Source organism: Rhizobium sp. USDA 3886 (assembly GCF_056279785.1).
In genome coordinates this window covers 1,603,381-1,614,901 of the sequence record NZ_JBWCDC010000003.1, presented here as the reverse complement: position 1 = coordinate 1,614,901, position 11,521 = coordinate 1,603,381, and the positions used below count along the sequence as shown (strand labels likewise).

Here is an 11,521-nt window from a genome sequence, read left to right as displayed (position 1 = left end):
CGTTCGGAGTATCGGAGGACCGATGAAAAGGATTCTTTCCAGCGTCAGGGACGGCCGCGGTTTCGATATCGCGCTAGTCGCCTTTCCGCTCATCTTTCTGTTCGTGATGGCAGGCTTGCCACTCATCTACAACGTCGTGATGAGTTTCCAAGAGGTCGATATGTTCAGCCTTGGCACCTTCTCGCGTCCTTTCGTCGGCTTCAAGAACTACACCGACCTGTTCGCGCTGCCGGAAACCTGGCCGATCCTTCGCAACACGGCAATTTTCGTCATCGGATCCATCGCTGGCCAGTTCCTGATCGGCTTCGGCCTGGCATTATTTTTCTGGGTGAATTTTCCCGGCGCATCGTGGCTGCGCGGTCTTTTCCTCGTCTCCTGGGTCATGCCCGGCCTCGTTGTCGGCGCCATCTGGAACTGGATTCTCTCCGGTGACTTCGGCGTGTTGAATTTCATCCTGAAAGAAAGCGGCATCGTCAGCGGCAACATCTTCTGGCGCTCGGACCCACACTACTCTCTTTATGCCGTCATCATCGCCAATGTCTGGCTCGGCACTGCGTTCAACATGATCCTCCTCTCCGTCGGCCTGTCCAGCATTCCAGGCGATCTCTACGAGGCAGCCGAACTCGACGGCGCCAATGCCTGGCAGCGCTTCTGGACCATCACCTTGCCGATGATGCGCTCGACAATCGGCGCCATCGTCGCGCTCGGCCTGATCTTCACGCTGCAGCAGTTTGACCTTTTCGCGGCGATCACCTCCGGCGGGCCGAACAATTCCTCGAACGTGACGCAATACTGGGCCTGGGACCTGTCCTTCCGCCAATATGACTTCGCCAAAGGGGCCACGATCTCCGTCATCATGATCGTCTTCGTCATGATCGCCGCAGTCGTCTATGTACGCTCGACACGCCATGAGGTGCGCGGATGAGCGAGACGAACCGCAACCGCCTGATGCTCGCGATCGCCATCGTCATGGCGGCGATCTATCTTTTTCCGCTCTACTGGATGTATATCACGACGCTCAAAAGTGGCTCGGAGATGTTTGCCACGCCGCCGAGCTTCTGGCCTTCCTCGCCGCAATGGGGCACATACGCCTATGTCTGGGAAAGCCGGAACATGGGCCGCTATCTCTGGAATTCGCTGGTCATCGCCATCGGCTCCGTCACGCTCATCACCGTTCTCGGCGTCGGCTGCGCCTACGTGCTGGCGCGCTACCGCAATGTTTGGGTGGATATCGGCCTGTTCCTCATCCTGATGCTGCAGGTTCTTCCTGCTTCGCTGATGGTCACGCCGATCTTCGTCGGTTTCTCGCAGTTCGGCATGCTCAACTATCCGCGCCTTGCCGTTATCATCGCCATTGCTGCGAAAAGCATGCCATTCTTCGTCGTCCTCGTCCGTGCCACCTTCATGGCGGTGCCGCAGGAACTCGAGGAGGCCGCCCTCGTCGACGGCAATTCCCGCGTCGGCGCCTTCTTCAACATTGTCCTCCCGCTCGCCCGGAACGGCATCCTTGTCAGTGCGATCCTCATCTTCATGCAGGCCTTCGGCGAATTCGTCTACGCTAAGTCGATGATCCAGGCCGCCGAGCTTCAGCCGGCGAGCGTCGGTCTCAATTCCTTCATGGGACCGAACACCAACGAGTGGAACAATATCATGGCCTACGCCACGATGTATGTGACGCCGATCCTCGCCATTTTCGTTCTCTTGCAGCGCCGCATCGTATCCGGCCTCACCTCGGGAGCCCTCAAATGACCACTCAGATCGAGCTTGCCGGCGTCAACAAGCACTATGGCGCCTTCCACGCTCTCAAGAACATCAACCTATCGATCGCCAAGGGAACGTTCGTGGCCCTCGTCGGTCCCTCCGGCTGCGGCAAGTCCACGCTTCTGCGGTCTCTGGCGGGCCTTGAAAGCATCTCCGAAGGCGACCTTAAGATCGCTGGCGAGCTGATGAACAACGTGCCGCCGCGCAAGCGCGATGTGGCCATGGTCTTCCAGTCCTACGCGCTTTATCCGCATATGACCGTCGAGCAGAACCTGACTTACAGTCTCCGGATCCGTGGCGTCGCGAAAGCCGAGGCGAAGAAAGCCGCCGAGGAAGTCGCCACCACCACCGGCCTGTCGCATCTCCTGAAGCGCTATCCGCGCGAGCTTTCCGGTGGCCAGCGTCAGCGCGTCGCCATGAGCCGCGCCATCATCCGTCATCCGAAGGCATTCCTCTTCGACGAACCGCTGTCCAATTTGGATGCGGCGCTGCGCGTTCATATGCGCAAGGAAATCAGAGCCTTGCACGATCGGCTTCATGCGACATCGGTCTACGTCACGCATGATCAGATCGAGGCTATGACCATGGCCGATCACGTCGTCGTCATGCGCGAGGGCATCATCGAGCAGCAGGGCAGGCCGCTTGATCTTTACGACACGCCCGCCAACAAGTTCGTTGCCGGCTTCATCGGCTCACCCGCGATGAACTTCATCCCGGCGATCGTCGGCGAAGATGGTGCAAGCCTGACGCTCGACCTCGGTCCGCTCAAGCAGAAGCTGGCGCTTGCCGGCAAACTGCAGCCCGGCCGCAAGGTGACGGCCGGCATCCGCCCCGAACATATCGGCATCACCGGCCAAGGGCAGGGCACCTTCGATGTCCCAGTCGCCGTCGTCGAATCCACCGGTTCCTCGACCTTCATCACCGCGGCAACCGAGCCGGAACTCACCATCGTCGAAACCGGCCGTGGCAGCGCGCAGGCGGGGAACACCGTCGGCGCGGTCGTCGATCCGGCTCAGCTGCACCTCTTCGACGAGGCAAGCGGCGTCAGGATCTGACGCCGCCTTCAAAAGCTAGCGGCCGCCTTCCATTTTGCGGTGGCGCTGGTTGATGCCGTGCTCACCATAGGGATATTGCCCGGGTGTCGGTGCGCTGACCTCATCGAGCCTGGCAGTCTCCTCAATCGAAAGCACGAGACTGGCGGCGCTAAGATTGTCGGCGAGCTGCTCGGGGTTTCGCGCGCCCAGAATGACGGAGGTCACCGCCGGGCGCGCCGCCGTCCAGGCAAGGGCAACTTGCGCCATGCTGACGCCGCGGGCTCTCGCGATGTCCTCGACCGCACCGATGATGGCCCAGGTACGCTCCTGCGCATTGCGGGCTTCGAAGGCCTCGCCGCCGCGCGTTGGATTTTCGCCAAGGCGGGTTGCGCCGGTCGGAATCTCATCGCGCCTGTACTTGCCCGTCAGCCAGCCGCCGCCGAGCGGTGACCAGGGCAACAATCCCATGCTGGCATCCTGGCAGGCGGCGACGATTTCAAGCTCGATATCACGCATCAGCAGATTGTATTGCGGCTGAAGCGTCACCGGTCGTGTGTAGCCGCGCGCCTTGGCAATCTCGGAAGCCTTGGCAATGTGCCAACCAACATAGTTGGAGAAGCCGTAATAGCTGATCTTGCCGGCTGAAACGGCGTCATCGAGGAAACGCAGCGTCTCCTCGATCGGCGTCAGCGCGTCCCAGGCATGCATCTGGTAGAGATCGATATGCTCGACGCCGAGACGGTGGAGAGAGTCGTCGAGCGCTTGGTGGAGGTGTTTGCGCGAAAGGCCGATATCGTTCGGACCCGAACCCATCGGAAAGCGGCCTTTAGTCGCGATCACAGCTTGCTTTGCCTCGGTTGGCCGCGCCTTCAGCCAATGCCCGATGATCTCTTCGGATTTGCCGGCGCTATAGACATCGGCAGTATCAATGAAATTGCCGCCCCAGGCGAAATAGTCGTCGAGCAACCTGTGAGAGGCGGCTTCGTCAGCCTCTGCGCCGAAGGTCATCGTGCCGAGACAATAGGCGGTCACGATCGTGCCGCTCGGACCGAGTTTGCGATAATCCATCCTTACCTCCAATGAACATCAAGGCCGCTACACCAAGGGCGGCCACTATCTCAGCATCATCGGCACTGACGGCGGTGCCACAGCCATTGCTTCCTTTTCTTCCGCAGCCTTCGAAGTGTAAGGCCAGAGAAGGCACTCGTGAATCGGGTGAGCGAAGAATAGGATTGGTCACGTGAGGAAGAAGCTGTGCCGATAACGCAGCGAGAGAATGCGTCAGGCGCTTCCATCTTTCAAACGGAAGATTTAGATAAGATTGATCGATTTCTTTGCATAATGAGGATCCAGTGGAACTACGCCAGCTCCAATATTTTGTCGCTGCAGCAAAGGCCGAGCATTTTACGAAAGCCGCGCAACGCTTAAACATCGTTCAGTCCGCCCTGTCGAGTTCGGTCCGGGCGTTGGAAGAAGAGCTGAAGGCGCAGCTCTTCGTCCGCACCACTCGAAAGGTGCGGCTGACAGCCGCCGGCAGGGCTCTGCTCGAGAAGGCGGAGATCGTCCTTCAGGCAGCGAAGGATGCACGGGAAGCGGTAAGTGCCGTTACCCAGGCCAAATCTGGCAAGCTGAACCTGGGAACCGTTCAGGGCCTTCCGGCATTTCTCGATCTGCCGCTTCTGCTTGCCCGTTTTCATGAGCGTCATCCGCATATCGACGTGCGCCTGATACAGGGCGGGGCGGCCCATCTGCTGGAGAAGGTCAGGAACGGCAAACTCGACCTCGCATTCCTGCCGATGTTCGATCCCCCGAGCGACATTGCAACCGTCACGATCGCCTGCGAAGAACTGGTCGTCGTCTGCAACAAGACGCATTCGCTTGCATCAAGCGAGTTTGTTTCTCTTGACGAAATTGCATCTCATGCCTTTGTCGAATTCGAGCAAGATTTGGGTACGCGCAAGATCATAGATGATCTGTTTCTGACAGCGAATATTGATCGCAAGATCGCATTCGAGGTGAGCGACCTCGGCACGTTGATGGAACTCGTCGGACACGGGCTCGGCATCGCACTCGTGCCGGAATCGGTAGCCTGCAGCCGAGCGCAGATACTGAGTGTTTGCCGTCTGAAAGAAGCCGATGCATGCTGGGAAGTCGTATTGGCTTCATCGGCAGCATCGGGCGATGCACTGCCGAGACGCTTCGAGGAGATTATCGGAAAGGGATAAGCGCCAGCATCGAAGTTCGACCCGCACCTGAGGGGCCATGAGTTGCAGGTGCTATCGAGGCAGCGCCGGCGTATGATCGGTCTATTGTCGGCATCCAGTGGTGTGCGAGAGGGATGGTAAATGAGACGGAAATTCGGTTACACATTCGGGACGATTTTGATCCTGCTCGGATTGATCTGGATCGGCCAGGGGAGCGGATTTTTCCCGTACCCGTCCTCGAGTTTCATGATCAATCAAAGCATCTGGATTCTGTGGGGACTCATCGTCCTGGGGATCGGTGGCGTGGCCGTGTTTGTCACCCGCAGGCTCGGCGGGGAGTGACAACCATGCAGTGTCTTGCGAAGGTACCCCAACGATCGCCGGTCGGTCCAGGACCCCGATGCAAGATCATACTCTCGAGCAACAACCGGGTCCCACGGTAGATGGCATCCACATAGGACCCAGCATGCGGACTTAGGCGGTCATTGCTCGCCAGCAGATCAGCGGGCCATCTTCCATGTCGACACGTTCGCCGATGCGGATGAACCCGTTGCGCTCCAGAACGCGTTGGGACGCGATGTTCTCGACGCCCGTCTCCGCGGATATCTGGACGACGCGCGGGTCAGCACGCCCCCATGAAAGTAGTTCGCCAATAGCCCGGCTCGTGTATCCACGGCCTTGTCGCGCTGGCGCCACCCCGTAGCCGATATGGATATCCCCGCCCTGGGGAACTCTGACTATGGAGCAAAGACCGACGACCTCATCCTCGCCTACGATCAGCCAGGCCGACGGCGCGAACCAGGGGCGAATCTCATCAGCAAGCTTACTCAGCATTTCCAGCACGTCTGGAGGTGCGATCGTGCCGTCGGGAACAACGCGAAGACTGCGAGGCTCGGTGCCTTTCAGCAGCGCTTCAAAGTCACAAGTCGTTGCTTCGATGATCATTCTTTCTCGACATCTCGTGTGGCCCCGGGTGGTGCGCTGAGGCGGAACGGGGAGTTTCGCCTGTAACAAGCCTAAGCACCATCACTTCCAGCGCCGCGGCGGGTGAGTGCTAAAATTGCCGCGACGGCAAACACAGGCATTCTCCCTGGGAATGGAAACGCACGTCTCACCCCTCCGCCAGAATCACAAGCTGCTGCGGCTACAGCCGATTGAGGTGTACGGCCGTTGTCCACAAGGGCCGCGCGCCAGGCTCTCAATGCTAGACTGCTTCCGTTTGCATGACCTCGCCGAGCGACTTCGGTAACGCATTGTTATTGTGATCTGGCCGCACGACGGCGGTCATGCTCTTGTTCGCCTGCGCGTCAACGCGTTCTGCAGCGTCTCGAAGCAATGTTGCGAGAACGTCAAGCGATACCCTGTCGGCGCGCATAAGCTGACGGATCAGCGGATCGCTCAATATCTCTGACATGGTCATATCGCGCATAGTTGCCTCCTGATGAGGAAAACAATCTAACCGCGATTGATTACAATCTAATGTAAAAGCGACGGCGAAAAGATGGCCGCAGGACGGGCCTAAACCATCGGCCGCATCAAAAGCCTCGAACCCGCCTGCGCATTCGATGTTTTTCCGGTTCGAAGAGATGAAATGCACGGCTGTGCAAAAAATCCCGCACATAGACCCTTTTGTCATCCCGATGTCACGCGTCAGCGTTAGCTAGCTCCATCAGCCACGAGGGGCACGGCCTCGAAAAACCGAATGGAGACGGTCATGAACAGACGCGAGTTTCTTATCACATCGTCAGCCGCAACAGCTCTTCTGGCCGTGCCGCGTTTCGCTTCGGCGGCAGCACAGACGATCGACTTCTACAGCCCCTCCGACGCCAATATCGTCGACTTCTGGAACAATATCGTGCGTCCGGCTTTCGAAAAGGCCCACCCTGAGATTGCCCTGAAGGTGACCGACGCCGGCGACAACACCGGCCTGCGCGCCATTGCCGATCGCGCGCTGGCGGCCCTCCAGACCAAGACCGATCCGCAGGCAGACATTTTCGAAACCTTCGACCCGCGCCTGCCGAAAGGCGGGATCGACGCCGGCCTCTGGGTCAAATTCTCGGCGGAGAACATCGAAGGCTTCGACCGCGTCAATCCGCTGAGTTTCGATAACGAGTATTCGCTTCCCTATCGCGGCTCGCAGGTTCTTCTTGCTTACGACAACATCAAGCTCGATCCCAAGGATGCGCCGAAGACCTGGGAACAGCTGACGGTATGGATCAAGGCCAATCCCGGCCAGTTCATCTACAATCGTCCCGACAAAGGCGGTTCGGGCAGCAACTTCGTTCGCCGTGCGATCCATGAGGCCAACGGTCGGGATCCGAAGAAGTTCACCATCGACAACTTCTCGGCCGATTATGCCAGCCAGACGCTGACGCCTGCCTGGGCGATCCTCAATGATCTTGCCCCGTCGCTTTACGAAAAGGGCGCCTATACGGCCGGCAACACCCAATCGATCCAACTTCTTGCCCAAGGCGTCGTCACCATGGTTCCGGTCTGGTCGGACCAGGTTTTGCAGGCGATTTCCCAAGGCGTTCTGCCGGAAACGACCAGCCTCATTCAGCTTGGCGATCTCGCGCTTTGCGGCAATTTCTCGCGCATGACGGTGCTGTCGAACGGCGCGCATAAGGACGTCGCATTGAAGCTTGCAGCCTTCCTGCTGACCAAGGAGATGCAGGAAGCGATCATTACCGAGATCGGCGGCTTCCCCGGCATCTCCTGGGATCACATCTCGGATGAGCTCCGCCAGAAATATGCCGATGTCGTCCCGGCATCGATCCCGACCTTCCCGAGCGGCGATTGGGAGCCCGCGATCAACGACGGCTGGTACCGCAATGTCGCACCAGGCATCAGCCGCACCTGATGCGCAGGGATCTTGCGCTACCATCGCTGACGCGCTGGCGCGCGCCAGTCAGCATGAATGCTTCGGCGGGGCTTCTTCTGGTCGCCCTGCCGGTTCTTCTGCTCGGCTGGCTGATCGTCTATCCGATCATCGCCGCAGTCATCGGCACGATCTTCGTACGCCAACCGGATGGTGCTACGGCATTTTCGCTCGCCTCCTACCGCTTTTTCTTCAGCGATGCCTATAGCCTGACCAATCTCTGGCTCACGCTCTGGACGACGGTGGTTTGCGGCTTGCTGCTTCTCGTCACAGGCTTGCCGATCGCCCTCTATCTGCGCTTTTCGCAAGGACGCTTACCAGCCTATGTCCAAGGTCTCGCGATCTTTCCGATGTTCGTCCCGTCGATCATCCTTTCTTACGCGCTCATCCGCACCATAGGTCCGAACGGCACTGTCGACATTCTGCTCAACGCTGTCGGGCTTCCAAAGCTGCCGTCTCCCTATCTCACGCCCTGGGGGCCGGTGATCGGTCTCGTCTGGGACAATCTTCCCCTGACGGTACTGATGCTGACGGCCGGATTGGGCAATATTGCAAATAGCTCTATTGAAGCCGCTCGAGATGCCGGCGCCTCGCCGCTGCGGGTCTTCGTTTCGATCATCATGCCGCGCATGGGCAATTCGTTTCTCGTGACGGCCTCGTTCGCGGTGCTTGGCATCTTTTCGTCCTTCACGCTGCCCTATGTGCTTGGCCCTGCTTCGCCGGAGATGATGGGTCCCTTCATGCAGCGCACCTTCTCCGACCTCAACGATCCGCTGAATGCGCTGACACAAGCCGTCATCACCTTCGGTTTCTGCCTGTTCTTCGGGATCTTCTATGTTCGCTCGATCGCAAAAAACCGGGAGGCCGGCCGATGAGCCTTGGTGCGGCAAGGATCGATTGGACGGGCATCTTGTTTGCGGCGCTGCTGACGCTGTTCATCGCGCTTCCGCTGATCGTCGTCGGCACCTGGGCCTTCACGGAAGTCTGGCGTTATCCCTCCGTTATCCCGCAGCAGTTCGGGCTGCGCTTCTGGTCGCAGACGCTGTCGCGCAGCGACGTCTGGGAATCGCTTTTTCTTAGCCTGCGGCTGACGGCGACGGTGACGCTGCTGTCGGCCGTGATCTGCCTTCCCGCGGCTTACGCCTTTGCGCGCCTGACCTTTCCCGGCAAAAACATCCTTTTTCTATCCTTTCTCGCGTCGCACGCCTTCCCGAAGTTCGGACTGCTTGTCGCAATCGCCGGAATTTTTCTGCAGCTCGGCCTGATCAGCACCTTCTGGGGCGTCGTCCTGATCCAGCTCGTCGGAACGCTGATGCTGATGATCTGGATCCCCGTCGCGGCATTTCAGAATGTCGACCGGCGGATGGAGGAAGCGGCGCAGGATGCAGGCGCAGCCCCGCTTCGGGTATTCTGGTCGATCACTCTTCCGCAGGCCGCACCGACAATCGTAGCCGCGCTTTTGCTCACCTTCGTCGGTACCTTCTACGAAACGGAGGGCGCGTGGCTGATTGGCGCGCCGGAGATCCGCACGATGCCGGTGCTGATGATCACCTTCATCAACAACCAGATCGTCGTGCAGTATGGCGCGGTCCTTTCGGTCATGTTGTGGGTGCCATCTTTCATCGCACTGATGTTTGCCCGCCGTGTCGTCGGAACAGGCGCCTTTGCCCGCGGTTTCGGCGCGTGACGCGCAGATCGGGTACGACCCGAAGAAAGGCTTGAGATGGCACTCTTGACGATCAAAGGGGTTTCGAAGACCTTCGGCGCCTCATTCGCGGTGCGCGATTTCTCGCTCGACGTCGATGATGGCGAGCTCGTCTGCCTGCTTGGACCATCCGGTTCCGGCAAGTCGACGCTCCTTCGCATGATCGGCGGCTTCGAGCGTCCAAGCGCGGGTTCTATTCTTGTCGACGCCAAGGATGTTACGGCGCTTCCGCCGGAAAAACGTCCGACCGGCATGGTTTTTCAAAGCCATGCCCTCTGGACGCATATGGACGTCTTCAACAACATCGCCTTCGGGTTGAAGATTCGCAGGATGCCGAAATCCGAGATCAAGGAGCGCGTCGAAAACGCGCTCGCGCTTGTCGGCCTTTCGAACTATGGAAACCGGATGACGACGCAGCTTTCGGGCGGGCAGCAACAGCGTGTGGCGCTGGCGCGCTCGCTCGTGCTCGAGCCGAAGATCCTGCTGCTCGACGAGCCCTTTGCCAGTCTCGACCAGCATTTGCGCGAGCGCCTGCGGGAGGAGGTGCGCGACATCCAGCAGCGCCTCGGTATCACCACGCTGTTTGTCACTCATGGGCAGGACGAGGCGCTGGCCCTTGCCGACCGGATCGTCGTCATGCGCGACGGCGGCACGGACCAGATCGCGCCACCGGACGTAATCTACCGCGAACCGAAAACCGAATTCGTGGCAGGTTTCATCGGCTCCATGAATTTTGTTCGCGCAAACATCCGCAACGGGATCAGCGAGCATCCGGACTTCCCGCTTGCCGTCCCTGTCGAGGACGGCGATGCCGTGCTTGCCTTCCGTCCGGAAGCGCTCTCGCTCAGTCCCTCCAAAGAGCCAAACACTGCCATTGTCCATCGCAGCATTGATTTCGGCACGCACAGGATCGTCGACATCGACCTTGCGGATGGAACGCGGCTGAAGGCAATGACGCCGCCGGATGTCGATTGGACAAGGGGTTCCCTTGTCGAACCGACAGCCACCGCCTATTTCGCCTTTCGCGACAACAAGCTCATCCATCAATCGGCAGCTTCCGGCGAGCTGCAAACCAATCGGGTGTTCGGCCATGTCTGACCGCGGGGGAATCGCCATCGAGAGGGAAGGGCACCGGACCTGGCTGAAATGGCATCGCGGCCATCGCTTTGCCGGTGATATCTCATTCACGCGCCGGCGGATCGCAGAAGGGATGCTGCTCGGCGCCAGCGTCGAGATCGATCTGGTTCGTTTTCGCGGTGAAGGTTTTGCGGTTCTTCACGATGAAACGCTTGATCGCGCAACGACGGGCACGGGCCGTGTCCTTGATGCATCGGAGGAGTATCTGCGCAGCTTGCAGCTGCGCGATCAGGCCGGTCTGCCGACGGATCACCCGGTGATGCTGATCGGCGATCTCGGACAGCTTCTTCTCGCGGGCGAATGCCATGAGAACGCCGTTCTGCAGCTGGATCTCAAGGAGGAGTCGGCGAGCATCCGCGATGTGGATATCACCGCCTTTACCTCGGCGATGTCGCCGGTGGCACGGTCGGTCATCTTGTCGGGCGGTGACGCTAGAGCCGTCGAACGGCTTTCCCGTGCGGTTCCCGACATGCTTGTTGGCTATGATCCCTGTTACGACGGAGCGATGGAGCGCTTGATGGAAAGCCGCGATTTCGGGGATTTCGTGGAAACGGCGCTGGCGGCATCGCCGCGTGCGAAAATGATCTATCTGGACCACGAGCTGGTGCTCTTCGCCGACGCTGCAGGTTATGATCTCATTGGCGCCTTCCACCGTGTCGGCCGCCGCGTCGATGCCTATACCATCACGACAGCCGTCCCCGAGGTTTTGCCAAAGATTCTACGGCTCCTTGCGCTGAAAGCGGATCAGATCACCACCGACGATCCGGTCGGGCTGGAAGCGCTTCTGCTCAAGCACCTGTAA

General features: G+C 59.5%; 13 protein-coding genes. 10 read left to right on the top strand and 3 right to left on the bottom strand.

All coding sequences use genetic code 11. The annotated features are described in order from the left end of the window. Positions 1–22: 22 nt before the first annotated feature. From ACZ9BX_RS30660 to ACZ9BX_RS30650, 3 genes are read left to right on the top strand one after another with little or no spacing between them, the layout of a single operon-like run. Positions 23–925, top strand: a complete 903-nt coding sequence (locus ACZ9BX_RS30660; RefSeq protein ID WP_476222021.1) for a carbohydrate ABC transporter permease — start codon at positions 23–25, stop codon at positions 923–925. After that, positions 922–1,749: a carbohydrate ABC transporter permease gene (locus tag ACZ9BX_RS30655; RefSeq protein WP_086999139.1), complete on the top strand. Its 828-nt coding sequence runs from the start codon at positions 922–924 to the stop codon at positions 1,747–1,749. Before ACZ9BX_RS30660 ends, ACZ9BX_RS30655 begins: the two co-directional genes overlap by 4 nt. Further along, positions 1,746–2,816 (top strand): ABC transporter ATP-binding protein, encoded by a 1,071-nt coding sequence (locus ACZ9BX_RS30650; RefSeq protein ID WP_100770997.1) that lies wholly within the window; start codon positions 1,746–1,748, stop codon positions 2,814–2,816. The genes ACZ9BX_RS30655 and ACZ9BX_RS30650 overlap by 4 nt, the downstream gene beginning before the upstream one ends. 15 nt (positions 2,817–2,831) lie before the next feature. On the opposite strand, the gene ACZ9BX_RS30645 is transcribed toward ACZ9BX_RS30650, so the two are convergent. Continuing rightward, complete coding sequence (locus ACZ9BX_RS30645; RefSeq protein WP_476222020.1) at positions 2,832–3,863, bottom strand: aldo/keto reductase; 1,032 nt, start codon at positions 3,861–3,863, stop codon at positions 2,832–2,834. A 284-nt stretch (positions 3,864–4,147) separates the two neighbouring features. Here ACZ9BX_RS30645 and ACZ9BX_RS30640 point away from each other — a divergent pair, with 284 nt between their 5' ends. After that, positions 4,148–5,020 carry a LysR family transcriptional regulator gene (locus tag ACZ9BX_RS30640; RefSeq protein WP_476222019.1) on the top strand — a complete coding sequence of 291 codons (873 nt, stop codon included), beginning with the start codon at positions 4,148–4,150 and terminating at the stop codon, positions 5,018–5,020. A 120-nt stretch (positions 5,021–5,140) separates the two neighbouring features. Further along, a complete protein-coding gene (locus ACZ9BX_RS30635; protein WP_027509675.1) occupies positions 5,141–5,341 on the top strand; it encodes a hypothetical protein in 201 nt (66 codons plus the stop codon). A 132-nt stretch (positions 5,342–5,473) separates the two neighbouring features. On the opposite strand, the gene ACZ9BX_RS30630 is transcribed toward ACZ9BX_RS30635, so the two are convergent. Beyond that, a complete protein-coding gene (locus ACZ9BX_RS30630) occupies positions 5,474–5,944 on the bottom strand; it encodes a GNAT family N-acetyltransferase (RefSeq protein ID WP_476222017.1) in 471 nt (156 codons plus the stop codon). Positions 5,945–6,203: 259 nt separating this feature from the next. Next, on the bottom strand, positions 6,204–6,428 hold the full coding sequence (locus ACZ9BX_RS30625; protein WP_132565607.1) for a hypothetical protein: 225 nt from the start codon (positions 6,426–6,428) through the stop codon (positions 6,204–6,206). 285 nt (positions 6,429–6,713) lie between these two features. Between ACZ9BX_RS30625 and ACZ9BX_RS30620 the strand changes: the two genes are divergently transcribed. The 5 genes from ACZ9BX_RS30620 to ACZ9BX_RS30600 are packed head-to-tail and all read left to right on the top strand — an operon-like array spanning position 6,714 to position 11,521. Then, positions 6,714–7,859 carry an extracellular solute-binding protein gene (locus ACZ9BX_RS30620; RefSeq protein WP_476222015.1) on the top strand — a complete coding sequence of 382 codons (1,146 nt, stop codon included), beginning with the start codon at positions 6,714–6,716 and terminating at the stop codon, positions 7,857–7,859. Then, entirely contained in the window at positions 7,859–8,752 is an 894-nt protein-coding gene (locus tag ACZ9BX_RS30615; protein ID WP_476222014.1) for an ABC transporter permease, read from the top strand. Before ACZ9BX_RS30620 ends, ACZ9BX_RS30615 begins: the two co-directional genes overlap by 1 nt. Next, positions 8,749–9,564, top strand: a complete 816-nt coding sequence (locus ACZ9BX_RS30610; protein WP_086999160.1) for an ABC transporter permease — start codon at positions 8,749–8,751, stop codon at positions 9,562–9,564. The genes ACZ9BX_RS30615 and ACZ9BX_RS30610 overlap by 4 nt, the downstream gene beginning before the upstream one ends. 36 nt (positions 9,565–9,600) lie before the next feature. Then, positions 9,601–10,680, top strand: a complete 1,080-nt coding sequence (locus ACZ9BX_RS30605; protein ID WP_476222011.1) for an ABC transporter ATP-binding protein — start codon at positions 9,601–9,603, stop codon at positions 10,678–10,680. Beyond that, on the top strand, positions 10,673–11,521 hold the full coding sequence (locus tag ACZ9BX_RS30600; RefSeq protein ID WP_476222009.1) for a glycerophosphodiester phosphodiesterase: 849 nt from the start codon (positions 10,673–10,675) through the stop codon (positions 11,519–11,521). Before ACZ9BX_RS30605 ends, ACZ9BX_RS30600 begins: the two co-directional genes overlap by 8 nt.

Excerpts from the sequence above, each read along its gene's own strand:
- ACZ9BX_RS30645 (WP_476222020.1), bottom strand. The coding sequence starts at position 3,863 with ATGGATTATCGCAAACTCGGTCCGAGCGGCACGATCGTGACCGCCTAT.
- ACZ9BX_RS30660 (WP_476222021.1), top strand. The coding sequence starts at position 23 with ATGAAAAGGATTCTTTCCAGCGTCAGGGACGGCCGCGGTTTCGATATC.
- ACZ9BX_RS30655 (WP_086999139.1), top strand. The coding sequence starts at position 922 with ATGAGCGAGACGAACCGCAACCGCCTGATGCTCGCGATCGCCATCGTC.
- ACZ9BX_RS30630 (WP_476222017.1), bottom strand. The coding sequence starts at position 5,944 with ATGATCATCGAAGCAACGACTTGTGACTTTGAAGCGCTGCTGAAAGGC.
- ACZ9BX_RS30650 (WP_100770997.1), top strand. The coding sequence starts at position 1,746 with ATGACCACTCAGATCGAGCTTGCCGGCGTCAACAAGCACTATGGCGCC.
- ACZ9BX_RS30605 (WP_476222011.1), top strand. The coding sequence starts at position 9,601 with ATGGCACTCTTGACGATCAAAGGGGTTTCGAAGACCTTCGGCGCCTCA.
- ACZ9BX_RS30625 (WP_132565607.1), bottom strand. The coding sequence starts at position 6,428 with ATGCGCGATATGACCATGTCAGAGATATTGAGCGATCCGCTGATCCGT.
- ACZ9BX_RS30610 (WP_086999160.1), top strand. The coding sequence starts at position 8,749 with ATGAGCCTTGGTGCGGCAAGGATCGATTGGACGGGCATCTTGTTTGCG.
- ACZ9BX_RS30635 (WP_027509675.1), top strand. The coding sequence starts at position 5,141 with ATGAGACGGAAATTCGGTTACACATTCGGGACGATTTTGATCCTGCTC.
- ACZ9BX_RS30600 (WP_476222009.1), top strand. The coding sequence starts at position 10,673 with ATGTCTGACCGCGGGGGAATCGCCATCGAGAGGGAAGGGCACCGGACC.
- ACZ9BX_RS30615 (WP_476222014.1), top strand. The coding sequence starts at position 7,859 with ATGCGCAGGGATCTTGCGCTACCATCGCTGACGCGCTGGCGCGCGCCA.
- ACZ9BX_RS30620 (WP_476222015.1), top strand. The coding sequence starts at position 6,714 with ATGAACAGACGCGAGTTTCTTATCACATCGTCAGCCGCAACAGCTCTT.